This window comes from Streptomyces sp. NPDC001204 (assembly GCF_053598035.1).
The window spans coordinates 592,355-616,405 of sequence record NZ_JBSFJL010000001.1 but is presented as its reverse complement, the minus strand read 5'-3'; the positions used below and the strand labels follow the sequence as shown (position 1 = coordinate 616,405).

At 71.9% G+C, this 24,051-nt stretch carries 25 protein-coding genes and 1 riboswitch; of the genes, 11 read left to right on the top strand and 14 right to left on the bottom strand.

Annotated features, from left to right (window positions below):
* Positions 1-63 precede the first annotated feature (63 nt).
* Complete coding sequence (gene rocD, locus ACWC91_RS02820) at positions 64-1,269, bottom strand: ornithine--oxo-acid transaminase (RefSeq protein ID WP_450643995.1); 1,206 nt, start codon at positions 1,267-1,269, stop codon at positions 64-66.
* Positions 1,270-1,382: 113 nt separating this feature from the next.
* A riboswitch (ZMP/ZTP riboswitch) is annotated at positions 1,383-1,471 on the top strand.
* Between the two features lie 30 nt (positions 1,472-1,501).
* Between rocD and ACWC91_RS02815 the strand changes: the two genes are divergently transcribed.
* Positions 1,502-2,956 (top strand): glycine hydroxymethyltransferase, encoded by a 1,455-nt coding sequence (locus ACWC91_RS02815; RefSeq protein WP_281156143.1) that lies wholly within the window; start codon positions 1,502-1,504, stop codon positions 2,954-2,956.
* Positions 2,957-3,061: 105 nt separating this feature from the next.
* On the opposite strand, the gene ACWC91_RS02810 is transcribed toward ACWC91_RS02815, so the two are convergent.
* From ACWC91_RS02810 to ACWC91_RS02795, 4 genes are all read right to left on the bottom strand, one after another.
* A complete protein-coding gene (locus ACWC91_RS02810) occupies positions 3,062-3,772 on the bottom strand; it encodes a hypothetical protein (protein ID WP_450725766.1) in 711 nt (236 codons plus the stop codon).
* 52 nt (positions 3,773-3,824) lie between these two features.
* On the bottom strand, positions 3,825-4,577 hold the full coding sequence (locus ACWC91_RS02805; protein ID WP_450643112.1) for a hypothetical protein: 753 nt from the start codon (positions 4,575-4,577) through the stop codon (positions 3,825-3,827).
* Positions 4,578-4,686: 109 nt separating this feature from the next.
* Positions 4,687-5,586 (bottom strand): hypothetical protein, encoded by a 900-nt coding sequence (locus ACWC91_RS02800; protein ID WP_450643111.1) that lies wholly within the window; start codon positions 5,584-5,586, stop codon positions 4,687-4,689.
* Positions 5,570-6,130, bottom strand: coding sequence for an RNA polymerase sigma factor (locus tag ACWC91_RS02795; protein WP_225078988.1), 561 nt, complete (start codon positions 6,128-6,130; stop codon positions 5,570-5,572). The genes ACWC91_RS02800 and ACWC91_RS02795 overlap by 17 nt, the downstream gene beginning before the upstream one ends.
* A 131-nt stretch (positions 6,131-6,261) precedes the next feature.
* Between ACWC91_RS02795 and trpS the strand changes: the two genes are divergently transcribed.
* Both trpS and ACWC91_RS02785 read left to right on the top strand, forming a co-directional pair.
* Entirely contained in the window at positions 6,262-7,275 is a 1,014-nt protein-coding gene (gene trpS, locus ACWC91_RS02790; protein WP_450643109.1) for a tryptophan--tRNA ligase, read from the top strand.
* A 163-nt stretch (positions 7,276-7,438) separates the two neighbouring features.
* Positions 7,439-8,020, top strand: coding sequence for a 2'-5' RNA ligase family protein (locus ACWC91_RS02785; protein ID WP_225078986.1), 582 nt, complete (start codon positions 7,439-7,441; stop codon positions 8,018-8,020).
* Positions 8,021-8,119: 99 nt separating this feature from the next.
* On the opposite strand, the gene ACWC91_RS02780 is transcribed toward ACWC91_RS02785, so the two are convergent.
* Positions 8,120-8,884, bottom strand: a complete 765-nt coding sequence (locus tag ACWC91_RS02780) for an SDR family NAD(P)-dependent oxidoreductase (RefSeq protein WP_225078985.1) — start codon at positions 8,882-8,884, stop codon at positions 8,120-8,122.
* Between the two features lie 85 nt (positions 8,885-8,969).
* Here ACWC91_RS02780 and ACWC91_RS02775 point away from each other — a divergent pair, with 85 nt between their 5' ends.
* Complete coding sequence (locus tag ACWC91_RS02775) at positions 8,970-9,932, top strand: YihY/virulence factor BrkB family protein (RefSeq protein ID WP_376504194.1); 963 nt, start codon at positions 8,970-8,972, stop codon at positions 9,930-9,932.
* Here the strand turns inward: ACWC91_RS02775 and ACWC91_RS02770 are convergent.
* Entirely contained in the window at positions 9,880-11,157 is a 1,278-nt protein-coding gene (locus ACWC91_RS02770) for a D-alanyl-D-alanine carboxypeptidase family protein (RefSeq protein ID WP_450643107.1), read from the bottom strand. The two genes, ACWC91_RS02775 and ACWC91_RS02770, sit on opposite strands and share 53 nt — an antisense overlap.
* A gap of 91 nt (positions 11,158-11,248) precedes the next feature.
* On the opposite strand from ACWC91_RS02770, the gene ACWC91_RS02765 reads away from it, so the two are divergent.
* From ACWC91_RS02765 to ACWC91_RS02755, 3 genes are all read left to right on the top strand, one after another.
* Positions 11,249-11,488: an SCO4848 family membrane protein gene (locus tag ACWC91_RS02765; protein WP_225078982.1), complete on the top strand. Its 240-nt coding sequence runs from the start codon at positions 11,249-11,251 to the stop codon at positions 11,486-11,488.
* Between the two features lie 75 nt (positions 11,489-11,563).
* Positions 11,564-13,045, top strand: coding sequence for a metallophosphoesterase (locus ACWC91_RS02760; protein WP_450643106.1), 1,482 nt, complete (start codon positions 11,564-11,566; stop codon positions 13,043-13,045).
* Positions 13,046-13,223: 178 nt separating this feature from the next.
* Positions 13,224-14,780, top strand: a complete 1,557-nt coding sequence (locus ACWC91_RS02755; protein WP_281156151.1) for an ABC transporter substrate-binding protein — start codon at positions 13,224-13,226, stop codon at positions 14,778-14,780.
* Between the two features lie 3 nt (positions 14,781-14,783).
* Here the strand turns inward: ACWC91_RS02755 and ACWC91_RS02750 are convergent, their stop codons facing one another.
* Positions 14,784-16,238 carry a sensor histidine kinase gene (locus ACWC91_RS02750; RefSeq protein WP_450643105.1) on the bottom strand — a complete coding sequence of 485 codons (1,455 nt, stop codon included), beginning with the start codon at positions 16,236-16,238 and terminating at the stop codon, positions 14,784-14,786.
* Positions 16,235-16,939, bottom strand: a complete 705-nt coding sequence (locus ACWC91_RS02745) for a response regulator transcription factor (protein ID WP_225078978.1) — start codon at positions 16,937-16,939, stop codon at positions 16,235-16,237. The genes ACWC91_RS02750 and ACWC91_RS02745 overlap by 4 nt, the downstream gene beginning before the upstream one ends.
* 157 nt (positions 16,940-17,096) lie before the next feature.
* On the opposite strand from ACWC91_RS02745, the gene ACWC91_RS02740 reads away from it, so the two are divergent.
* Positions 17,097-19,532: an MMPL family transporter gene (locus tag ACWC91_RS02740; protein WP_450643115.1), complete on the top strand. Its 2,436-nt coding sequence runs from the start codon at positions 17,097-17,099 to the stop codon at positions 19,530-19,532.
* Here the strand turns inward: ACWC91_RS02740 and ACWC91_RS02735 are convergent.
* From ACWC91_RS02735 to ACWC91_RS02715, 5 genes are all read right to left on the bottom strand, one after another.
* A complete protein-coding gene (locus tag ACWC91_RS02735) occupies positions 19,504-20,112 on the bottom strand; it encodes a Uma2 family endonuclease (protein WP_450643104.1) in 609 nt (202 codons plus the stop codon). The two genes, ACWC91_RS02740 and ACWC91_RS02735, sit on opposite strands and share 29 nt — an antisense overlap.
* A 90-nt stretch (positions 20,113-20,202) precedes the next feature.
* On the bottom strand, positions 20,203-20,955 hold the full coding sequence (locus ACWC91_RS02730) for a TetR family transcriptional regulator (protein ID WP_450643103.1): 753 nt from the start codon (positions 20,953-20,955) through the stop codon (positions 20,203-20,205).
* A gap of 9 nt (positions 20,956-20,964) precedes the next feature.
* Positions 20,965-21,459 carry a thiol-disulfide oxidoreductase DCC family protein gene (locus ACWC91_RS02725; protein WP_225078975.1) on the bottom strand — a complete coding sequence of 165 codons (495 nt, stop codon included), beginning with the start codon at positions 21,457-21,459 and terminating at the stop codon, positions 20,965-20,967.
* Between the two features lie 5 nt (positions 21,460-21,464).
* Complete coding sequence (locus tag ACWC91_RS02720) at positions 21,465-21,872, bottom strand: hypothetical protein (protein WP_225078974.1); 408 nt, start codon at positions 21,870-21,872, stop codon at positions 21,465-21,467.
* Positions 21,873-21,985: 113 nt separating this feature from the next.
* Positions 21,986-22,393, bottom strand: coding sequence for a VOC family protein (locus ACWC91_RS02715; protein WP_450643101.1), 408 nt, complete (start codon positions 22,391-22,393; stop codon positions 21,986-21,988).
* A 178-nt stretch (positions 22,394-22,571) separates the two neighbouring features.
* On the opposite strand from ACWC91_RS02715, the gene ACWC91_RS02710 reads away from it, so the two are divergent.
* From ACWC91_RS02710 to ACWC91_RS02700, 3 genes are all read left to right on the top strand, one after another.
* The gene (locus ACWC91_RS02710; RefSeq protein ID WP_225078972.1) at positions 22,572-23,000 is read left to right on the top strand and encodes a TM2 domain-containing protein; all 429 of its coding nucleotides are present in this window, start codon (positions 22,572-22,574) and stop codon (positions 22,998-23,000) included.
* The gene (locus ACWC91_RS02705) at positions 22,993-23,406 is read left to right on the top strand and encodes a DUF2752 domain-containing protein (RefSeq protein WP_281156153.1); all 414 of its coding nucleotides are present in this window, start codon (positions 22,993-22,995) and stop codon (positions 23,404-23,406) included. The genes ACWC91_RS02710 and ACWC91_RS02705 overlap by 8 nt, the downstream gene beginning before the upstream one ends.
* A gap of 323 nt (positions 23,407-23,729) precedes the next feature.
* Complete coding sequence (locus ACWC91_RS02700; protein ID WP_225078970.1) at positions 23,730-23,993, top strand: TM2 domain-containing protein; 264 nt, start codon at positions 23,730-23,732, stop codon at positions 23,991-23,993.
* Positions 23,994-24,051 lie beyond the last annotated feature (58 nt).

Below are 24,051 nucleotides of genomic sequence, written 5' to 3'. Positions count from 1 at the left end.
TCCGCGCGCCGCCCGATCCGGCCGCACGCACCACCGGCTCCGGCCGGACTCCGCGTCACCCCGCTACGCGCCGAGCACCGCCCGCAGCTGGGCCAGCCCCCAGTCCAGGTCCTCCTTGCCGATCACCAGCGGCGGGGCGATCCGGATCGTCGAGGTGTGGCTGTCCTTCACCAGGACGCCCCGGTCCATCAGCTTCCGGGCGATCTCCCGGCCGGTCCCCAGCGACCGGTCGACGTCCACGCCCGCCCACAGCCCGCGTCCGCGCACCGCCCGCACCCGGCCCGTGCCGGCCAGCCGCTCCAGCTCGCGGTGCAGATGCTCGCCCAGCTCCGCGGCCCGTGCCTGGAACTCGCCCGAGCGCAGCATCGCGATCACCTCCAGCGCCACCGCGCACGCCAGCGGGTTCCCGCCGAACGTCGACCCGTGCTCGCCCGGCCCGAACACGCCGAGCACCTCCCGCGAGGACACCACCGCCGACACCGGCACGATCCCGCCGCCCAGCGCCTTCCCGAGCACGTACACATCCGGCACCACCCCCTCGTGCTCGCACGCGAAGGTACGGCCGGTGCGCCCGAGCCCCGACTGGATCTCGTCGGCGACGAACAGCACGTTGCGCTCCCGTGCCAGCTCCCGCACCGCCGGCAGATAACCGGCCGGCGGCACCAGCACCCCCGCCTCGCCCTGGATCGGCTCGAGCAGCACGGCGACCGTGTTCTCCGTCATCGCCGACCGCATCGCCGTGAGGTCCCCGTACGGCACGATCTCGAAGCCCGGCGTGTACGGCCCGAAGTCCGCCCTGGCCTCCGGGTCGGTGGAGAAGCTGATGATCGTCGTCGTCCGGCCGTGGAAGTTGTTGCCCGCGACCACGATCTTCGCCATCTCCGCGGGCACGCCCTTGACCCGGTAGCCCCACTTCCGGGCCGTCTTCACGGCCGTCTCCACCGCCTCGGTGCCCGTGTTCATCGGGAGCACCGACTCCATTCCGCACAGCTGCGCCAGCTCTTCGCAGAACGCCGCGAACCGGTCGTGGTGGAAGGCCCGCGAGGTCAGTGTCACCCGCTCCAGCTGCGCCTCGGCCGCCTCGATCAGCCGCCGGTTGCGGTGCCCGAAGTTCAGCGCCGAGTAGCCGGCCAGCAGATCGAGGTACCGGCGGCCCTCCACGTCCGTCATCCACGCGCCCTCCGCCGTGGCGATCACCACGGGCAGCGGGTGGTAGATGTGCGCACTGTGGGCGTCGGCGGTGGCGATGAGGTCTTCCGTGGCGGTCACGGCGGCTCCCGAGGACGAGGGTCGCCTCCCGGGGAGGGGAGGTTGTCCTCCTTCCTATCCTCGCTCGCATGGCGGACGCGGGAACTGCGCCGTGGGGTGCGCCCGGTAGGCTGACGACGGGCCGTGACTGGCGCGCTGGGATGGGACCGACCATCGGGGAGCGGCCCGAGCGGAAAGTGTGCCGTGCGCCTGGGCCGTAACGTGAACGCCGACGCCACGTCCGGAGGTCCCGATGCCTGAGAACACCGCGCCCCTGTCCAACGAGTCCACCGCCTTCCGCGCCGCCCTCGACGTGATCCGCGCCGTCGAGCCGCGCGTGGCCGACGCCATCGGCCAGGAGGTCGCCGACCAGCGCGAGATGCTCAAGCTGATCGCCTCCGAGAACTACGCCTCCCCGGCCACCCTGCTGGCCATGGGTAACTGGTTCAGCGACAAGTACGCCGAGGGCACCATCGGCCGCCGCTTCTACGCCGGCTGCCGCAACGTCGACACCGTCGAGTCGCTGGCCGCCGAGCACGCCAAGGAACTCTTCGGCGCCCGCCACGCCTACGTCCAGCCGCACTCCGGCATCGACGCCAACCTCGTCGCCTTCTGGGCCGTCCTCGCCCAGCGCGTGGAGGCCCCCGCCCTGGAGAAGGCCGGGGTCCGCCAGGTCAACGACCTCTCCGAGGCGGACTGGGCCGAACTGCGCCAGGCCTTCGGCAACCAGCGCATGCTCGGCATGTCCCTGGACGCCGGCGGACACCTCACCCACGGCTTCCGCCCGAACATCTCCGGGAAGATGTTCGACCAGCGCTCCTACGGCACCGACCCGGCCACGGGCCTCCTCGACTACGAGGCCCTGCGCGCCTCCGCCCGCGAGTTCGAGCCGCTGATCATCGTCGCGGGCTACTCCGCCTACCCGCGCCTGGTGAACTTCCGCATCATGCGCGAGATCGCCGACGAGGTGGGCGCCACGCTCATGGTCGACATGGCCCACTTCGCGGGCCTGGTCGCCGGCAAGGTCCTCACCGGCGACTTCGACCCGGTCCCGCACGCGCAGATCGTCACCACCACCACCCACAAGTCCCTGCGCGGCCCGCGCGGCGGCATGGTCCTGTGCGACGACTCCCTCAAGGACCAGGTCGACCGGGGCTGCCCGATGGTCCTCGGCGGCCCCCTTCCGCACGTCATGGCCGCCAAGGCGGTCGCCCTGGCCGAGGCCCGGCAGCCCTCCTTCCAGGATTACGCCCAGCGCATCGTCGACAACTCCCGTGCCCTGGCCGAGGGCCTGACGCGCCGGGGGGTCACCCTTGTCACCGGCGGCACCGACAACCACCTCAACCTGATCGACGTCGCCTCCTCCTACGGCCTCACCGGCCGCCAGGCCGAGGCCGCCCTGCTCGAGTCCGGCATCGTCACCAACCGCAACGCGATCCCGGCCGACCCCAACGGCGCCTGGTACACCTCCGGCATCCGCATCGGAACCCCCGCGCTGACCACCCGTGGTCTGGGCACCGCCGAGATGGACGAGGTCGCCGGCCTGATCGACCGCGTCCTGACGGCCACCGAGCCCGGCACCACCGGCAAGGGCACCCCGTCCAAGGCCCAGCACGTCCTCGACCCGAAGATCGCGGACGAGATCTCCCACCGGGCCACGGACCTCGTCGCGGGCTTCCCCCTCTACCCGGAGATCGACCTCGGCTGATCCGTCCCCGCACGGGACTCACAAGTCACAGGGCTCACAGAACACGGGGACTCACAGGGCACAGGGCCCAGGACGCACAGGGCACAGGGCTCACAAGTCACAGGCTCACAGTTCGATCAGCTCCTGTCGTGGTTCCTCCCGCGGCGGCCCGGCACCGCGCCGGGCCGCCGCGCGGCATATCAGCAGCGTGCCGCCGGCCCCGGCGGCCAGCCCGCCGGCCGCCCACCACAATTGATCACCCCGGCCGCCCGGACTGCCGCCCGGAGCATTGCCGGACGGCGCACCGTCCGTGTCACCCAGCAACCCCGTGCGGGCCAGCCGCTCGTACAGGTCCCGCGACGTCCGGTGCCAGCGGATGTCGTCGTCCTCCACGTCCGGGGCCAGGTCCGAGCGCACCCACGGTGTGCCGTCCTCCGCCACGATCAACTGGTCCTGCCGCTCCACGGCCACATCCCCTCCCGGTGGCCTGCTCGTCACCGGCCACCCCCCGACTCCGGTCAGCCCCCACACCACGGTCACCCGCACCCCTGGATGCCGCCCCTGTGCCCAGGCGTCCGGCACCGGCTCCGTCCCCGTGTACGCCGGGCGCAGCAACTCCCGGAGCAGGGCGAAGTCGCGATCGCCCACGCGCAACGCCCTGGTCCGCCCCGAGCCGCCCGCGACGACCAGGGCCACATCGGGCGCCCGCGGCGCACCGCCCCCGTCCGCGGCCGCCGCGACCGGCGACACCCCGCACAGCAGCACCCCCACTCCGACCACCGCCACCGCCAGCACCGGGATCAGCCATGGCGCCGAGCGCCCGCCGCGCAGTGCCATCCGACCGCCCCCTCCGTCCTCCCACGCACGTCTCTCGTCCTCGGCACGCGCCCTACACGTCCCGCAACTCCTGCCGGGGCCCCTGGTCCCGCTCCCGCCGCAGGCGGTCGAGCGGAAGCCTCGAAGCGAAGGGCCGCAGCACCAGCGCGAGCACCGCCCCGCCCGCCGCACCCGGTATCGCCCACCACCAGTCGGCGCCGTCGCCACGCGCGGCCGGCACACTCACCCGCACCGTCTGCGTCCCCTCGTCCGCGTCGGGTCCGGTGGCGTCCGGCGTAGTGGTCTCCGGCGCGGCCGTCTCCGCCTGCCACGGCGCCGGGAAGATACCGGTGTACCCCTGGCTCGAGGCCGGGGCCTTGCCCATCACGCCCAGCTTCGCGAGCAGGGCACGCAGCCGGGCCGGCTGCTCGGCACGGTGCCAGTAGCCGTTCATGGACTCGGGCACGTTCGCCGCCGTGTGGATCCAGACGGCGCTTTCGCCGGTCACCGGGAAGACCCGGTCGAGTCGCCACGGTGATATGTCGTGCGCCAGCCAGGTCACGTTGATCTGCCGGGCATGGACCAGGTCGGCCTCGGGCGGCTTGTCGCGGCTGCCCGAGCCCGCCGGGCCCAGGAGCCTCTCCAACTGCCCGTACTCCTTCGCGGAGTAGTACAGCGCGCCGGCCTCCCCGCTCTGCGGAGAGGTCACCAGCACACTGGTCGGACCGCCCGCCGCCGCGGAGGACGCGCCCCACACCATCACGGCGAGCACCGTCGTCAACGCGCCCATGAGCGCGGTCAGTTCACGAACCCTCCACCTGCCCATCCGAACCCCCACCGGCCGAATCCGGCGCGGCCCGCCCCGGGCCGCGCATCACTTCTGGTACACCGCCCGGCCGGCCCGGGTTCCCACCCCGCGTCACCAACCTGTCCGGTCAGGTTCGCCTAGCCGAAGGCCGCCCGGAAGTCCCGGACTCCAGCACGTCCGACCGGGCGATCCGCGTCGCGCGCGCCTTCGACGCCACTCCCTCCAGCCGGAGCGTCACGGCGTCGTCGCCCCTCCCGCGCATCCACAGCAGGGTCGGACCGGCGGTTCGCTCGCTCCGGGTGAAGCGGTGGCCGTCGGCGTCCATCAGCCAGAAGCCGAGCAGATGCGGCTTCGGGAACCACAGGGCGGTGTCCTGAACGCCATCGGCCGACGTCGTGTCCAGCGGGATCCACTCCGGTGGTTCCCGCAGGCTCTTGACGAAGCTGACGTCCAGCCGCTCCGGGAACTCGTCGAGCCGTATCGTCCGACCCTGTTCGTGCCAGCACAGGGTCACCAGGAACCGCCCCCGCGGCTCGTCGGTCACCGTCACCGCGTCCGGCACGCCGAGCGCGTCCGGCACCAGGGGCTCGAAACCGGCCTGCCGCCGGGCCTGCTCCAGGGACAGCGAGCGGCCGCAGCCGGGAACCTCGGCGCCGGGTGAGGGCATCGCCGACGGGTCGTACCGCACCTCGACGCCGGCGAAGCCGAACCAGTCGAGGACCGCCGCCCGCACCGGGGGAGTGAGCGCGAGGACCGTCAGCAGGCCGCACAGGGCCGCCGTCAGCGAACGCCATCGCGTCCGCGTCCAGCGCCGCACCGCCCGCAGCCGCTCACCGGCGCCCGCCGGCTCGGCCACCGGGACCGGCACCTGATCGGCCAGTATCTGCTGAAGGACCCGCTCCACCATCGACTCGGATCCCGCCGCCGGACCCGCCGCCCCGGGCGCGTCCAGCGACCGCCCGAGCGCGCGCAGCTCCTCCGGCAGCCCGGGGGTCCCCGCCCCCTCCTGTTCACGCACGCTCCTCACCTCCTTCCCGGGACCGGACGTCCGGCAGCAGCCGGCCCAGCTTGCGCAGGGCGCGGTTGAGACGGGACTTCACCGTGCCGCGGGGCCAGCCCAGGGCCTGGGCGGTCTCCGACTCGTCCATCTCCAGCAGATAGCGGTAGGTGACGACCAGACGGTGCTCCTCGCTCAGCTGTTCCAGCGCGGCCAGCAGGGCGGCGCGGCGCTCCGTGCGCAGCGTCGCCATTGCGGGATCCGCCGACTCCGGTATCAGCGGCTCGGCCCCCACGAACGCCGCCTCCCGGCCGGCGAGCGTGCGCCGCCGGGCCGCGGCGCGCACTGTGTTCCTCGTCTCATTGGCGACGATCGACAGCAGCCACGGCTTGAAGGACGAGCCGTCCCTGAACCGGCCCAGGGCGCAGTACGCCTTGACGAAGGCCTGCTGCACCACGTCCTCCGCGTCCGCCCCCGCCCCGAGCGCGGTGGCCGCCCTGAGCGCGATGCCCGTATGGGCCCGCACCAGCTCCGCGTACGCCTCCGGCTCTCCGGCGCGTACGCGTGCGATCACCGCGGCCTCATCGACGATGCGGCCCCCCTCCCGCGTTCTCACACCCTTGTTACACCGCGCGGGACGATTCGGTTCCCACCTGTTTCCAGCCGGTTCCGGATCGGGCCCCCGTACCTGAGAGAATGGTGAGCATGGCGACTGACCGACCCCGCGTGCTCTCCGGAATCCAGCCCACCGCCGGATCGTTCCACCTCGGCAATTACCTCGGCGCCGTCCGTCAGTGGGTGGCCCTTCAGGAGACCCACGACGCCTTCTACATGGTCGTCGACCTGCACGCGATCACGGTCCCGCAGGAACCGGCCGAGCTGCGTGCCAACACCCGGCTCGCCGCCGCCCAGCTCCTGGCCGCGGGGCTGGACCCGGCCCGCTGCACGCTGTTCGTCCAGAGCCACGTCCCCGAGCACGCCCAGCTCGCCTGGGTCATGAACTGCCTCACCGGCTTCGGCGAGGCCGGCCGCATGACCCAGTTCAAGGACAAGTCCCTCAAGCAGGGCGCCGACCGGACCTCTGTCGGCCTGTTCACGTACCCGATCCTCCAGGTCGCCGACATCCTGCTCTACCAGGCCAACGAGGTGCCGGTGGGCGAGGACCAGCGCCAGCACATCGAACTCACCCGCGACCTCGCCGAGCGTTTCAACGGCCGCTTCGGCCGGACCTTCACCGTCCCGGGCGCGTACATCCTCAAGGAGACGGCGAAGATCTACGACCTCCAGGACCCGACGATCAAGATGAGCAAGTCGGCGTCCACGCCGAAGGGCCTCATCAATCTGCTGGACGATCCGAAGGCCACCGCCAAGAAGGTCAAGAGCGCGGTCACGGACACCGACACCGTCGTCCGCTACGACCCGGAGACCAAGGCGGGCGTCAGCAACCTCCTGACGATCTATTCGACGCTGACCGGGGCGGGTATCGGCGAACTGGAGGAGAAGTACGCCGGCAAGGGCTACGGTGCGCTCAAGACGGACCTCGCCGAGGTCATGGTCGAGTTCGTGACGCCGTTCCGGGAGCGGACCCAGCAGTACCTGGACGACCCGGAGACCCTGGACTCGATCCTGGCCAAGGGCGCGGAGAAGGCGCGCGCGGTCGCCGCGGAGACCCTCTCCCAGGCGTACGAGCGGGTGGGTTTCCTGCCCGCCAAGCACTGAGGCGCACCACCGCACACGCGCGCCGTCCGGGCAGAGCGCTGCACATCACTGTGGCTGCGCCTGCCCACAACGGTGCCGTGGTCGTACAGTCATAGCCGGACGGCGGTGACGAAACGGCTGAGAACGAAACAGAAGACCCATCCGGCACGACGAAGGAGACGACGTGGGGACCGTAACGATCGGCGTGTCGATCGCGGTCCCGGAGCCCCACGGCAGCCTGCTCCAGCAGCGGCGCGCGGGCTTCGGCGACGCCGCGGCTCACGGCATCCCCACGCACGTCACCCTGCTGCCGCCGACGGAGGTCGAGTCCGCGGAGCTGCCGGTCGTCGAGGCCCATCTGACGGAGGTGGCCGCGGCCGGGCGCCCCTTCACCATGCGGCTGTCCGGCACGGACACCTTCCGGCCGCTGTCCCCGGTGGTCTACGTACGGGTCGTCGAGGGCGCCGAGGCGTGCGCGTGGCTGCAGAAGCAGGTCCGCGACGCCTCCGGGCCCGTGGCGCGCGAACTCCAGTTCCCCTACCACCCGCATGTGACGGTGGCGCACGGCATCGACGACGCGGCGATGGACCTCGCCTTCGAGGAGCTCGCCGAGTACGAGGCCGAGTGGCCGTGCACCGGGTTCGCCCTGCACGAACAGGGCGCCGACGGGGTGTGGCGCAAACTGCGGGAGTTCGGCTTCGGCGGCAGTGCGGTGGTGCCCCCGCAGGCGGCTCCCGCGGACCGCGGCACGCTGCCCGCCAGGTAGGCACGCCGCCCCCCGGTGGGCGTGCCGCCTCCGTAGGCACGCCGCCCGCCCGGCAGGGACGGGCCCGCTCCGTGGCGAACAGAGCCGCCGAAGCCGCGGTTACAGCGGCAGCCGCCGGAAGACCGCGCGCGGCAGATGCCGCACTACGGACGTCACCACCCGGAGCACACCGGGCACCCACACCGTCTCCGAGCGTCTGCGCAGGCCGAGTTCGACGGCGGTGGCGACCTGCTCCGGGGTGACGGTGAAGGGTTCGGCCTCGCGGCCGGCGGTCGCCCTCGAACGTACGAACCCGGGGCGTACGACCATGACGTGCACCCCGGTGCCGTACAGCGCGTCGCCCAGGCCCTGGGTGAAGGTGTCCAGACCGGCCTTGCTGGAGCCGTAGATGAAGTCCGCGCGGCGGGCGCGTTCACCGGCGGCCGAGGAGAGCACCACCAGCGAGCCGTGCGCCTGGTTCTGCAGGGCCATCCCGGCCACCAGCCCCGCGGACACCGCCCCCGTGTAGTTGGTCTGCGCGACCCGGACCGCGTTCAGCGGCGCCCGTTCGTCGTACGCCTGGTCGCCGAGGACGCCGAAGGCCAGCAGCACCAGGTCGATACGGGCTTCGGCGAAGACCTTGCCGAGGACGGTCTCGTGGGACGCGCAGTCGAGCGCGTCGAAGGGGGCGGTGCGCACCTCCACTCCCAGGCCGCGCAGATGCGCGGCCGCCTCCTCCAGGGCCGGTGACGGGCGGCCCGCCAGCCACACGGTGCGGGTGCGGCGCGCGATCAGACGGCGCACGGTGGCCAGGGCGATCTCGGAGGTGCCGCCGAGGACGAGCAGGGACCGGGGGAGACGAGAGAGACCGGAGGCATCCTTCACGGCTGACGACTGTATCGTCCGGTTATGCGTGTTTTGACGCAGAAACGCGGTGTTCACGTGGCCGCCGAGCGGGCACAGTCCGATCATGGACTGGCTGAAGAAGCTCCCCGTCGTCGGGCCATGGGTGGCCCGCCTGATGACCACGCACGCGTGGCGGTCGTACGAGCGTCTGGACCGGGTCAAGTGGTCGCGACTGGCCGCCGCCATGACGTTCATCAGCTTCATCGCGCTGTTCCCGCTGCTGACGGTGGCCGCCGCCATCGGCGCCGCCACGCTCAGTCCGCAGCGGCAGCACACGCTCCAGGACAAGATCGTCCAGCAGTTCCCGGGCCTGGGCAGGCAGCTGGACATCAGCGCCCTGGTGCAGAACGCCGGGACGGTCGGGCTCATCGCCGGTGCCGTCCTGCTGCTGACCGGCATCAACTGGGTCGGCCAGATGCGGGACTGCCTGCGCGCGGTCTGGGAACTGCCCGACCCGGAGGAGAACCCGCTGATGAGCAGGGTGAAGGACGCGGGTGTCCTGATCGGCCTCGGTGGCGCGATGCTGGTCACGCTCGCCGTGTCCACCGTCGCCTCGGCCGCCGTCGGCTATCTCTCCCGGCAGATCGGGCTCGCCGAACAGGGCTGGGGCAGCGTCCTGTTGCGGATCATCGCGTTCGCGGTCGCCGTACTGGCCGACTTCCTGGTGCTGCTGTACGTCCTCACCCTGCTGCCCGGCGTCGAGCCGCCACGCCACCGGCTGCTGGTCGCCGCGCTGCTCGGCGCGGTCGGCTTCGAACTGCTGAAGCTGCTGCTGAGCGGCTACATCCAGGGGGTGGCGGCGAAGAGCATGTACGGCGCCTTCGGGGTCCCCGTCGCCCTGCTGCTGTGGATCAACTTCACGTCCAAGCTGGTCCTGTACTGCGCCGCCTGGACGGCGACGCAGAGCGGTACGGGCGAGGGGAACGGCGCGTCCGGCGAGGACGGGGGCGGCGACGACGGCCGGGCCGTCGATCTCAGGGGCGGGTCCGGCGGCGCATCAGGTCCGGCAGCGGCCAGCGGCGGTTGACCAGGAAGACGCCGGCCGCGAGCAGCGCCAGCGCGCCACCGGCGACCCCGAGGGCGATCCCCACCCCGCTGGAGCCGTTCCCGTCGGACGCGCTCGCCTCGGCCGCGGGGGACGAGCCGCCGTCGGTCCGGCCCGCGGAGGGCCCGGTGGCCGGCCGGCTCTTCGCCTGGGCGGCGCTCCTGGGCGGCACCAGCTCACCCACCGGGCGCGCCTTGTCCAGGGAGGCGAAGCCCCAGTCGAAGAGCTTGGCGCTCTCCTTGTAGACCTCGTTGTGGTCCTTCTTCTCCGGGTTCATCACGGTCACGAGCAGCACCCTGCCGTCGCGCTCGGCGACTCCGGTGAAGGTGGCTCCCGCGTGGGTGGTGTTGCCGTTCTTCACGCCCGCGATGCCCTGGTAGACCGAGACGTCGTAGTCGCCGCTCAGCAGCCGGTTGGTGTTCTGGATCTCGAAGGAGCCGCGGGAGGTCTTGCCCTTCTTGTTCTTCTTCGTCTCGCCCGGGAACGACGCCCGCACGGTCGAGCAGTACTCGCGGAAGTCCTTCTTCTGCATCCCCGAGCGGGCGAACAGCGTGAGGTCGTACGCCGACGAGACCTGGTCCTTGGCGTCGTAGCCGTCCGGGCTCACCACGTGCGTGTCGAGCGCCTGGAGTTCCTGCGCGTGCGCGTTCATGTCCTCCACGGTCGGCCCTACCCCGCCGTTCATCGCGGAGAGCACGTGCACGGCGTCGTTGCCGGAGCGCAGGAAGACGCCCAGCCACAGGTCGTGGACCGTGTAGGTCTCCTTCTCCTTGATGCCGACCAGGCTGGACCCGGCGCCCACGTCGGCCAGATCGGCCGGGGCGACCTTGTGCGTCTGCGTCCGGGGGAACTTCGGCAGCACGGTGTCGGCGAACAGCATCTTCAGCGTGCTGGCCGGAGGCAGCCGCCAGTGCGCGTTGTGCGCGGCGAGCACCGCGCCGGACTCGGCGTCGGCCACGATCCAGGAGCGCGCGGAGAGGTCCTTGGGCAGCACGGGCGCGCCGTCGCCCAGGTCGACCTGTGTGCCGGGCAGTCCCAGGCGGGCGCCGCCCACGGTGGACATCCGGGCCGGGGGCGCGGCCGACGGGACCGGCGCTGCGAGAGCGGGGGGCGCGGCCAGCGGAACGGACAACACGGACAGCGCGGACAGCAGGGTGGCGGAAGTGACCACCGGCGATCGCCTGATGATCTTATTGGGTGCGGGCACGGTCGGAAACGTACAGGGCGCGGGCAGTGACGTCCCTCCCGGCCTCCCACCCCGGACGCGGAGCCGGGCCCCGGACAGCGATACTGAACGTATGAAGCTCAGCCGCCCCGTCTCCTGGTTCCTGCTCGCCTTCGGGGTGTGGAGCTGGGTCATCTGGGTCACTTTCGTCAAGAATCTCGTCAAGGACGGCAGCGGTCTCGCGTTCGACCACGGGCAGCCGACGGCGTACTTCTGGGTGCACCTGGCGCTCGCCGTCGTCTCCTTCGTATTGGGGACGGTCATCGGGGTCATCGGGTTGCGCGGACTGCGCGCACTGCGCCGGACGTCGTAGCGTTCCGGACAGCTCCACGGGGCCTTTGGCAGGGGCAGGGGCCGGCACAGGCAACAGGCGGAAGGAACAGGCGGCATGGTGGTCGTCCTCGTGCTCGTGGCGCTGCTCGTGGTCACCGGGGTGGTGGCGGCCAACTGGTACCTGTGGCGCCGCCTGTTCCGTGACACCACCCGCGGTCCCGGTCGGGCGCGCCGCGCGGGCGCGGTCCTGATCGCGGGCGGCTGGCTCCTGGCCGTCGGGGCCCTCGTCGCCGAACGCGCCGGGGCCCCCTTCTGGCTCCAGCGCACCCTGGCCTGGCCCGGCTTCCTCTGGCTCGCCCTGGTGCTGTACCTGTTGCTGGCCACCCTGGCGACCGAGCCCCTCCGACCGGTCCTGCGCCGTTTCCTGCCCGCTCGGCCCAGGGAACCCGCCCCCGATCCGGGTGGCCCGCTCTCCGCCGCGCAGGCGCCCGCGCGCGAGACGCGGACCGCTGAGGCGCGGTCCGCCGACGAGTCACCCTCCGTCGTGGAGCCGTCGTTCGCCGCGGAGCCGTCGTCCGCGGCCGAGCCGGTGCTCAGCCGTGTGCCGCTCCCCGCCGTCGAGACGCAGTCCGGTTCCGGTCGTCTGGCGGTGGACGAGGCGAAGACGGCGGCCGCCGGTCCTGCCGAACCCGAGCCCGGGCTCAAGGCCGCACCGGCCCCCGGCCGTCCGGTCCCGTCCGCGGAGGCCGCGCCGCCGTCCCCGCGCGACCTCCCCAGCCGGCGGCTGTTCGTGTCCCGGGTGGTCGCCGGAGGCGCCGCCGCGGTCGCCCTGGGGACTGTGGGACACGGGACCTACGGGGTGCTGCGCGGGCCGCGGGTGAAGCGGGTCACCGTGCCGCTGGCGAAACTGCCGCGGGCGGCGCACGGGTTCCGGATCGCCGTCGTCAGTGACGTCCACCTCGGTCCCGTCCTCGGACGCGGCTTCGCGCAGAAGGTCGTCGACACGGTCAACGCGACCCAGCCGGACCTCATCGCCGTCGTCGGGGACCTGGTGGACGGCAGCGTGAAGGACCTCGGGCCCGCGGCGGCACCGCTGGCCGGGCTCCGGGCGCGGCACGGGGCGTACTTCGTCACGGGCAACCACGAGTACTTCTCCGGTGCCGAGCAGTGGGTGGAGGAGGTGCGGCGTCTCGGCCTGCACCCCCTGGAGAACGCGCGCACCGAGATGCCCGCCTTCGACCTGGCCGGCGTCAACGACGTACGGGGCGAGAGCGAGGGGCAGGGCCCCGACTTCGAGCGGGCGCTCGGCGACCGCGACACGGCACGCGCGTGCGTGCTGCTCGCCCACCAGCCGGTACAGATCCACGAGGCCGTCCGGCACGGTGTGGACCTCCAGCTCTCCGGCCACACCCACGGTGGCCAGCTCTGGCCCGGCAGCCTCCTCGCGGCCGCCGCCAACCCGACCGTCGCGGGCCTGGAGCGCTACGGGGACACCCAGTTGTACGTCAGCCGCGGCGCGGGCGCGTGGGGCCCGCCGACACGGGTCGGCGCCCCCTCCGACATCACCGTCGTCCAGCTCGCCTCGAAGCAGGCCTAGAGTCCTTCCGGAGTCCCGGAACCACCCTCGAAACACTCGAACAACAAGTCTTCGTAACTTCTTCGCATTCTCCCCAGACCCGGTTTCCCTCTGGCGAAAAGTGTGTGATTAGGTAACGGCGCCACTCAGGTGTGTGGCATATGCAGAAGGGCCCAAAAGGGGCCTGGGGAGGGTACGGATGCGATCGGTTCGCATGCGGATCCTCACGACGCTGCTCGTGCTGGCGGTCGTGGGGGTGGGCGGCTGGCAGTTGCTGCCGTCGAAGGACGACAATGGCAAGACGATCGTCGTGGGCACGACGGACGCCGTCACGTCGCTGGATCCGGCGGGAGCGTACGACGCGGGCTCCTGGGCACTGTTCAGCAACGTGTTCCAGTCCCTGCTGACCTTCGAGCCGGGCGGTGTCCAGCCCGTGCCGGACGCGGCCAAGAGCTGCGGCTTCGTCGGCAGCGGACTGCGCACCTACCGCTGCGAACTGCGCGAGGGCATCAAGTTCCCCAGCGGACGCGCGATGGACGCCGAGGACGTGAAGTTCTCGTTCGACCGCATCAAGAAGGTCAACTCCGACGTCGGCCCCGCCTCGCTGCTGTCGACCCTCGGTTCGGTGGAGGCCGGCGGCATGACCGTCACCTTCCACCTGTCGGCCGCGGACGCCACCTTCCCGCTGAAGGTGGCCACGGGCGCCGGCTCCATCGTCGACCACACCCGCTACCCCGCCAACGGGCTGCGCACCGGCACCGCGGTCGACGGCACCGGGCCGTACGGGCTCAAGGGATACGCCAAGGACAAGAGCGCGCAGCTGACGCCGAACGGCTCCTACAAGGGCGCCATCAGCAGCACCGGGCGACCGGTCGAACTGCGCTACTTCGACAGCCCGGCCGAGCTCGAGAAGGCCTGGGGCGGCAAGCAGGTCGACGTCGCCACGCGCAACCTGCCCCCGAAGCTCCTCGCCGGACTCAACCCGAGCGACCCCAGGATGCGCGTGTCCGTGTCCGACAGCGCCGAGACCCGCAACCTGTACCTCAACACCCGTGCCTCCTCGCCGCTGCACGACACCCGCGTCCGGCAGGCCATCGCCTGGCTGATCAACCGGGAGCAGCTGGCCAGCACCGTGTACGACGGGACCGTGGACGCGCTGTACTCGCTGATCCCGGCCGGCATCACGGGCCACAACACGGCGTTCTTCGACGCCTACCCGGCGCAGAGCACCGAGAAGGCCCGCGAGTTGCTGACCGAGGCCGGCGTGTCGATCCCGGTGCGGTTCACCTACGGCTACGGCAAGGGGCGCGGCGCCGCAGGCGAGGAGGCCGAAGAGCTCAAGCGGCAGCTGGAGGCCAGCGGCCTGTTCAAGGTCGACGCCAAGGGCTACGAGTGGTCCGACTTCCAGAAGCGCTGGGCGGGCGGCAAGCTCGACGCGTACGCGGTCGGCTGGGTCGCCGACTACCCGGACCCCGACACCTTCGGCTCCGCCCTCGTCGGCACCGACAGCACCATGAACACCGGCTACAGCAGCAAGACCGTCGACGGCCTCATCCGGGACACCCGGCAGTTGGCCGACCGGGGCCGGATCGCCACGGACTTCCGCAGCCTCCAGACGAACGTCGCCACCGATGTGCCGCTGATCCCGCTGTGGCAGCGCAAGGAGTACGTGGTCAGCAGCGAGGACGTCGGCGGCGGCCAGTACCTGTCGGACGGCACGGGCATCTTCCGGCTCTGGAAGCTCGGCTGGATCTGATCGCTACGACCGGGCCTGCGCGGGCAGCGTGACCGTCACCGCGAACCCCTCACCGGGGCGCGTGCGGACGGCCACCTGCCCGCCGTGCGCTTCCGCCACCCCCTGGACGATGGCCATGCCGAGGCCGCTGCCCGCGCCGCCGCCCGCGCGGAAGAAGCGGTCGAAGACACGCGCCGCGTCCTCCTCGGTCAGCCCCGGCCCCTTGTCCCGCACACACAGCCGTACGGCACCGTCGGCGCGCTCCGCGGTGAGCCGCACCGGAACGCCGGCGGGTGTGTGGACGCGCACGTTGGCCACCAGGTTGCCGAGCACCTGCCGCAGCCCCGACTCGTCTGCGTGCACGAGGAGGACGCCCTCGGCGCCGACCGTCACGGGCCGCTCCGGCTGCTGTGCGCGCAGGTCCTCGGCGGCGTCCCGCACCAGCCGGACGACGTCGACGTTCCGCAGCCGCAGCCGCGGCCGCTGGTCCAGGCGGGCCAGGGTGAGCAGTTCGTCGACGAGCCGACCCATGCGGTCCACCTCGGCGTTCATCCGGTCCCAGGCGCGTGCGCGCTCGTCCGGTTCGGTCAGCATCCCCTTCTCGTACAGCTGGAGGTAGCCGCGTATCGCCGACAGCGGGGTGCGCAGCTCGTGCGAGGCGTCGGCGACGAAGCGGCGCAGCTGGGCCGCGCTGCGCTCGCGCGTGCGGTACGCCGACTCCACCTGGTGCAGCATGGAGTTCAGCGCGACGCGCAGCTGCTCCACCTCCTGGGTGGGATGGTGACTGGAGGGCACACGCCGCGTCAGGTCGCCCTCGGCGATGGCCGAGGAGGTCTCCACCATGTCCTCCAGCGGCCGCATCCGGCGGCGCACGCTGAACATCGTCAGGCAGGCGAGCAGCGCCAGCAGCAGGGTGCCGACGCCCAGGTCCAGTCTGAGGGCCTTGGCGATGCCCTGGTGCAGCGCGTCGGTGGAGGTGGCGAACACCAGGTAGTTGCCGTCCGTCAGACGGGCGGAGGTCGCCCGGTAGGTGGCGCCGTGCAGCGTCACCTCGTGAGGTGCCGGGTCGGCGGCGAGCGCGTGCGGGTCGCCGATCGCGGCGGCCAGGGCCCGCTGGGCATCGGTCGGCGCGAAGCCGGCGATGGGCACGGCCTCGCCGCCGCTGCCGACCGCGGTGAAGACGGATTCCGGCCGGGGCGTGTTGACGGTGGGCTGTACGAAGTGGTCCCGGATGAGGGTCAGCGCGGCCAGCGAGTCGATCTGCCGCATGGTGAGCCGGGAGTCCGCCACGGAATCACGGGTCTTGATCAGCTGGGTGTCGATCTGGCCGAGCAGGTAGTGCCGCATGCCCATCAGACTCGCGGCGGTCGCCACCACGACGCCCACGGCGAGCAGTCCGACGTTCGCCAGGGTCAGCTTGCCGCGCAGGGAGTGGATCCCGTGCCGGCGGCGCCGCGGACGCGGCCCGCGCGGCCTCATGCCAGCCCGTATCCCACGCCCCGCCGGGTCGTGATCAGCGGCGGTCCGAGCGTGTCCAGCTTGCGGCGCAGATAGCTGATGTAGGTCTCGACGACGGTCGACTCGGGCGGTGTGTGCTCGTACTGCCAGACGTGCCTGAGGAGTTGCTCCTTGGGCACGACCCGGCCGCCGTTGCGCACCAGGAAGCGCAGCAGCGCGTACTCGGTGGGGGTGAGCTCGACCGCACGGCCCGCGCGGTGCGCCGAGTACGTCGTCTCGTCCAGCTCCAGGTCGCCGTAGCGCAGCGGCGGGCGCTGCGGGAGGACGTCGGCGGGGCGGGTGCGGCGCAGCACGGCCCGTACACGGGCGACGACCTCGTCGATGTTGAACGGCTTGGTGATGTAGTCGTCGCCGAAGCCGAGCGCCCCGACGATCTCCGCGGGCGCGTCCCGCGCGGTGACGAAGACCAGCGCCAGGTCCGGGCAGCGGGTGCGCAGCTCACGGCCCAGCGCCCGGCCGTCCCCGTCCGGCAGCATCACGTCGAGCAGGGCCACGTCGGGCCGGGTGCGCTCGGCGAGCGCGCACGCCTCGCGGACCGTGCCCGCGGTCATCACCTGGAAGCGGTGGTAGCGCAGGGCGATGGCGAGGACGTCCGCGATGGACTCCTCGTCCTCGACGACGAGGACCGTCGCCCCTTCGTGCGCTGCCTCGTTGACGGTCATGTCCCCAGTATCCGCGGTGGGACCGGCGGCGGGGCCGCGGATGCTTTGGAGTTCCTTGAGAGTCGCGGCGGCACGCGCCCGTCCGCGCCCGCCGCTGCGGATGCTGGTGTCCCAGGACCCGGGGGACCCGGATGAAGGAGCGTAGAGCGTGACGACATTGGCGCGGTGGTGCTACCGGCACCGGCTGCTGGTCCTGTTGCTGTGGGTGGTGGCTCTGCTCGGGGCGGGCGTGGGGGCGTCCGCCGGGGGCACGGCCTACGCGAACGTCTTCTCCCTGCCGGACACGGACTCCAAGGCCGCGTACGACCTGATGGAGAAGGCGTTCCCGAAGGCCGCGGGCGACACCGACACGGTGGTGTGGAAGGTCGACGAGGGTTCGGTCCGGGACGCGTCGGTGCGCGCCCGGATCGAGCCCGCCCTGGCGGAGATCGGCCGGATGCCGGGGGTGGGCGCGGTCAGCAGCCCGTACACGGGTGCCCGGGGCGCGGCGCAGATCAGCCGGGACGGGACGATCGCGTACGCGCAGCTCACCTTCACCGAGCGGGCGAACGCGGTGCCCAAGCAGCTCGTGCAGGATGTCGTCGACACCGCGCGGGCGGCCGAACGCAGCGGCCTGCGAGTGGAGTTGGGCGGCCAGGCGATCACCCGGATCCAGCAGCCGCCCACGGGTCTGTCCGAGCTGGTCGGCCTCGCGGCGGCGGCGGTCGTGCTGTTCCTCGCCTTCGGCTCGCTCTTCGCGATGCTCCTGCCGATCGCCGTGGCGGTCTTCGGCGTCGGCATTGGCCTGTTCTCCACCCAGATGATCAGCCATGTCACGGACGTGCCCGACATCGCCCCGCTGCTCGCCTCCCTGATCGGTCTCGGCGTGGGCATCGACTACGCGCTGTTCATCGTCACCCGGCACCGGCGCGGGCTGCTGCGCGGCCTGGAACCGGAGGAGTCGGCGGTCGTCGCCCTCAACACCTCGGGCCGGGCGGTGCTGTTCGCGGGCGGCACGGTGTGCATCGCGCTCGCCGGGATGCTGGTGACGGGCCTGCGCTTCCTGGACGGCGTGGTCATCGGTACCTCGCTCACCGTGGTGCTGAGCGTGCTCGCGGCCGTCACCCTGCTGCCGGCGCTGCTCGGATTCCTCGGGCCGCGCGTGCTCAGCCGGCGCCAGCGGCGGCGGCTCGCGGCCGGGGGGCCCTCCCGGGACGAGCGGGCGAGCACGCTCGCGGCGCGCTGGTCGGGCACGGTGCAGAGGCGTCCCGCCTGGATCGCGGGCCTCGCGCTGGTCGTCATGGTCCTGCTCGCGCTGCCGGTGCTGTCACTGCGGCTGGGCGCCACCGACCAGGGCAACGACGACGCCTCGACGACGACCCGCAGGGCGTACGACCTGCTGGCCGAGGGCTTCGGACCCGGCTTCAACGGGCCGCTCCAGGTGGTCTCCACCGACGGTGACACCACTGCGCTGGTCAAGGGCATCGCCGAGACCCGCGGGGTGGCCCGGGTGGCCGCGCTGCCGCCCGCGCACGGCGTCACCGTCATCCAGGTCGTCCCGACCACCTCGCCGCAGTCGGAGCGGACGGACCGGCTCATCGACACCCTGCGCGACGAGGTGATCCCCGGGGCGGGGGCGCGGGCGCACGTCGGCGGTGTCACGGCGGTCTCGAAGGACTTCGCCTCCGTCACGGGCGACCGTCTGCCGTACTTCGTCGCGACCATCGTCGGCCTCGGTTTCCTGCTGCTGCTGGTCGCCTTCCGCTCGCTGCTGGTGCCGCTGACGGCGGCGGTGATGAACCTGGTCGCCGCCGCCGCGTCCTTCGGCGTCCTCGTGGCGATCTACCAGTGGGGCTGGGGCCTGGACCTGCTGGGCCTCGGCAAGGAGGGACCGATCCAGGCGTTCCTGCCGGTCATCATGCTGTCCCTGCTCTTCGGCCTGTCGATGGACTACCAGGTCTTCCTGGTGAGCCGGATGCACGAGGAGTGGGTGCACACCCGGGACAACGCCCGTGCGGTCCGCGTGGGCCTCGCCGAGACCAGCCGGGTCATCAACTCCGCGGCCCTGATCATGGTCTGCGTCTTCCTCGCCTTCGTCCTCAGCGGAAACCAGGGCGCGGCGATGGCGGGCGTCGGCCTGGCGGCGGCGGTCGCGCTGGACGCGTTCGTGCTGCGGACGGCACTGGTGCCGGCGGCGATGCATCTGTTCGGCAGGGCCAACTGGTGGCTGCCGGCGTGGCTGGAGCGCCGTCTGCCGCATCTGGCGGTGGAGGCGAAGGAGGAGCCCGAGGAGGTACCGGTCCCGCGGCAGCCGGGTCCCGCTTCGGTGATCCACGGCTTCATCCGCACCGAGGAGGGCTCGCCCGTCCACGGCGCGGCCGTGACCCTGCTGTCCAAGGGCGGCCGGCAACTGGACCGGGTGGCGTCCCTGGCCGACGGCTCGTACATCCTCGCGGTGCCGGGGCCGGGCACCTATCTGCTCGCCGCCACGGCCTCCCCCCGCGGGTCCCGCGCCCACCATGTCGTCGTGACCGACGGCCCCCTGGTCCACGATGTGGAACTGAGGGAGGACGAGGTGGACGCGGTCAACCAGTCCGCACTTGGCCGGCCTTGAGGATCTCATCGACGCTCAGGGTGACCTCGGCGCCGATGGCAGCGGGCAGGGGGACGACTTCGCCGGGGGAGTACGGGCGGTGGTTCTCGTAGTCGTCGCCGGCGGGGTCGGTCAGAACGTGGACGCGCTGGTGTTTGCGGTCGACGATCACATAGACCGGGATCTTGGCGCCCGCATAGGCCTTGACCTTGTTCCGCAGGTCGGTCTTCCAGTTGCTGGAGGTGACTTCGAGGACCAGACGGAAGCAGACGGGGGCGTAGCAGTTGTTCTCGACGAGGTGGTCGTCGATATCGGCATCGACGACCACCAGGTCGGGGATCGCGTAGTCCTCGGCTCCCGTGGGAAGCCAGAGCCCGATGCCTTCGAGGACCTCGGTCTCCCCGTCGGCCAGACCGGAGGTGGTGAAGAGCGTCCTCAACCTCGACAGAGCACGGGCATGAGCGGCGTTGGGCGGCGGGGACACGAGGATCTGGCCTCCGATGATCTCGACGCGATACCCCGGATTGCGGTCCATGAGCCGGTTGGCTTCCGCGATCAACGGACGGTCGCCATGGGACTGCTCGACGGCTGCAGCGGACATCACGTGCCTCCCGTGGGCTGGTGTCGAGAGCATCATCGTAGGCAGGCCGCCCACCGGGTGTCCCGTTCGCGCCCGGTCACCCGGAAGTGATCACTCGGCCGCAGTGCCCTTACCCCTGCCCGCCGGGTCCGGCAGCATTCGGGTCATCCCCGGGAGGAAGTCCGTGAACAGGTCGTGCACCTCGTGCACCAGGGGGCGCAGGACCCGGAAGCGGGCCAGGGACACCCCGCGGGCGGTGAGCCGGGCGCCCCGCTCGGCCAGCCGGTAGCTGCGTTCGCGGCCCTCCGTGCGGTCGAAGATCCAGTACAGGACGAGCCCCATCTGGGAGAGCCACATCAGCTCGGGCAGCACCTCCCGCAGGTCCGCCGGGACCTTGGTTTTGGCGCCGTACAGCACCTCCTTGTGGACGCCGATGGCCTCCACGCGCGCGTGTTCCGACTCGGGGGAGAAGGGGCTGAGCGGACTGTCGGGGTCGGCGGCGTTCTTGAAGAACTGCACCGCGAACTCGTGGTACGGCGTGGCGGTGTCCAGCCACGCCCTCAGCACGCCCGCCAGCCGTGCCTCCAGGTCGGTCTCCCGGGCCAGGACCTCCCGGACCGCCTCCCGGTGCTCGGCGGCGATCCGGTCGTAAAAGCCCTGGATCAGGTGTTCCTTGCCCTCGAAGTAGTAGTACGCGTTGCCGACGGAGACCCCGGCCTCCTTGGCGATGGCCCGCATGGTCGTCTTGTCGTAGCCGCGCTCCTGGAACAGCCGCATGGCCGTCTCCAGGATGAGCGCGCGGGTCTGCTCGGACTTGCTGGCGGGCACGCCCTCACCGGGGCCGTCGTCATTCTTCGCGGGCACGGACAGAGCCTAGCCAGTGGCGCAGGCGCCGCTGTCACAGCCGGGCGGGTCGTAGGTCCAGCCGTGCTGCGGGTCGTAGGACCACCCGTCCCCGCGCCGGTACGCGCCCCCGCCCCACCGCCCGCCGCGCCACTTGGCGGCGGCCAGCACCGCGCCCCTGGCGAGCCGCGCGCCCGCCGGGGTGCTGAGCCGGTGGGAGAGCGGCCGGTGCTCGCGCAGCGCCCACAGGACGACGATCCAGGCGGCGGAGCCCCGGTAGACCTGTCCCGAGTCGCCGACGACCGTGACCTCGTCCAGGGTGGCGCGGTGGTCGAGGCCCGGGAAACGCCGCCCGGCCTGCTCGGAGCCGGCCGGGAGGAGTTCCAGGGGCACCAGCTGCGGCTGCCTGGCGAGCCAGTCGCGCACGAACGAACACAGCGCGCACTCGGCGTCGTACAGGACGGTCAACCCGCGGACCGGGACGCGCGCGGAGGCGTCCCGGTCCCGGCCGGCGGTGGCCGGCATCGCGCTCACGCCCCGGCCGCGGGGGCGGCCCAGTCCTGCGGCGGGACCGGCGGGACCTGCTCGCGCTCCAGCACCCCGCGGCGGCGGATCCGGTTCAGCACGTACACGTTGGCCAGATGCATCACGCCGAGCACCAGCAGCACCACGCCGAGCTTCGTCGACAGGGCCTCGAAGATGCCGCGTGTGTCGTCGATGCTCTGGTCGCCGCTCAGGTACAGCGTGACGAAGCCGAGGTTGACGAGGTAGAAGCCGACCACCAGCAGGTGGTTCACGGCGTCGGCGAGCTTCTCGTTGCCGTGCAGTACGTCGGCGAGGAAGATCCGCCCGTTCCTGCTGAGCGTGCGGGCCACCCAGACGGTCAGGGCGATGCTGACGAGCAGATAGATGACGTAGGCGATGACCGTGCGGTCCATGCCCCCCCACCCCTTCTTTTGAACGCGTTCAAAACGCTGACAGGGGTGACTCTAGACCTGTTTTTGAACGTGTTCAATACGGGGGTGGGGGAGTCCGGTGGTGAAGGGACGCCTCAGGGCCTGCGCCCCAGCTTCGGCCGTTTGCCGTAGTCCGTGAAGCCCAGGACGTTGCCCCACGGGTCGGCGATCTCGACGGTCCAGCCGGTCGCCACGGCGAAGGGCTCGTCGAGCAGGTCGATCCCGGCCTTCGTCAGCTCGCGCGCCGCCGCCCGCGCGTCCGGCACCTCCAGCCACACCCGCGGCGAGGGCCACGGCGGCGGACGGTGCCCGAACTCCTCCTCGCGCAGCAGGATCCCCGGTGTCTCGCCCCCGGCCTTCAGCAGTGCGATGCCGGCCTCGTCCAGACGGAACGCCACCGCGAACCCGGCCAGCCCGTAGAACCCCACGGCCTCGCCCAGATTCCCCACCGGCAGCAGGACGTTGTCGAACCCGAGCAGCTCGTACGACTCGTCATCTGACATGCCTGCCATCAGATGAGGTGGGGGACCCGCCGGGTCCGGGAGGCCGAGCGTGCTGCGGTCGCCGGGTCACTCGTTCGGGCCGGACGGCCGGGCGCCGAGCGGGACCCCGATGTTTCGCTTCGGCCGCTCTTCCTGCAATATGACCGTCAGTTCGTCGGCAGTCGAAGAGTGGAGCCACGTGTCCGAGCAGCCGCAGCAGCCCAACCAGGCCCCGGGGTACGGGTATCCCAACCAGCAGCCCGGCGGCTACCCGCCGCCCCCGGGTGGTTACCCGCCGCCCGGCGCGTACCCGCCGCCGCCCGGTGGCTACCCGCCTCCCGGTGGTGGCTACCCGCCGCCCCCGGGGATGCAGTACGACCCCAACGCCCCCTACGGCTACGACCCCTACGGCCGCCCCTACTCCGACAAGTCGAAGATCGTCGCCGGTGTCCTCCAGCTCAGCCTGGGCACCCTCGGCATCGGCCGCTTCTACATGGGCCACGTCGGGATCGGCATCGCCCAGCTCTTCACCTGCGGAGGGTTCGGCATCTGGTCCCTGATCGACGGCATCATGCTGCTGACCGGCAACGACAACACCGACGCGCAGGGCCGGATCCTGCGTGGCTGACGCGGTGTCCGGCGCGGTGCGCGGCCGGCTGCTGCGGCATCCGGCCGCCGCCCCGCTCGCGGTGCTGTGCGCCGGGGTGGCGGGCGCCGGGTACCTCTACGTCACCGACCCGCACCAGCCCGGCCACGTCCTGCCCCAGTGCCCCTTCCGGTACGTCACCGGGTTGCTCTGCCCGGCCTGCGGCGGCACGCGCATGGTGTACGACCTGATGCACGGCCGCCTCACCCAGGCCTGGCTGGACAACAGGATGCTCCTGCTCGCCGCGCCGTTCGCGCTGGCGCTGCTCGGCAAGTGGGCCCTGGAGGGGCTGCGCGGGCGCCGCTGGCACCCCCGGCTCAGCCCCCGGGCGCAGGCGGCGGTGCTGCTGGTGGCCGTGGCGTGGACCGTGGTCCGCAACATCGTGTAGAGGCGGTCGGTACGGCGCCGGGGAAGGCGTACGGCGCCGGCGAGCGCGTACGGCATCGGCGAGGGTGCGTGGACGGCTCTGGAACGGGGCGCGGCGTCAAATGCCGCCAATGTGGCCGAATTTGATCACGGAACGGGAACGTTCCTTCGAACCCCCTCCCGCGCCGCCCTCCCGGATCTTTATGCTCCCAACGCGCAGGGGGCGGCCGCATCCGGTCGACGCGCGTGGAATCACGTACGGATGCCGTGTGACCGGGCAGTCGGCTCCCTGGACCCGGAGGTTCCCACTCCGGGTGTTCTCACCACTCCCCAGGAGCACCAGCCATGACTGTCCCCACCCCTGACGCCCCCTACGGCTACGACCCGCAGGGCCGCCCGTACTCCGACAAGTCGAAGATCGTCGCGGGCATCCTCCAGCTCTTCCTCGGAAGCCTGGGCATCGGCCGCTTCTACGTCGGTTCCGTGGGTGTGGGCATCGCCCAGCTGCTGACCTGCGGCGGTCTGGGCATCTGGGCCCTGATCGACGCCATCCTCTTCCTCACGAGCAACGACCGCACGGACTCGCAGGGCCGCGTCCTGCGCGGCTGACCCGTCCGCGCACCCGGCGACGACAGCCGGGCACAGCACGCCGAGGGCCCCGTTCCGG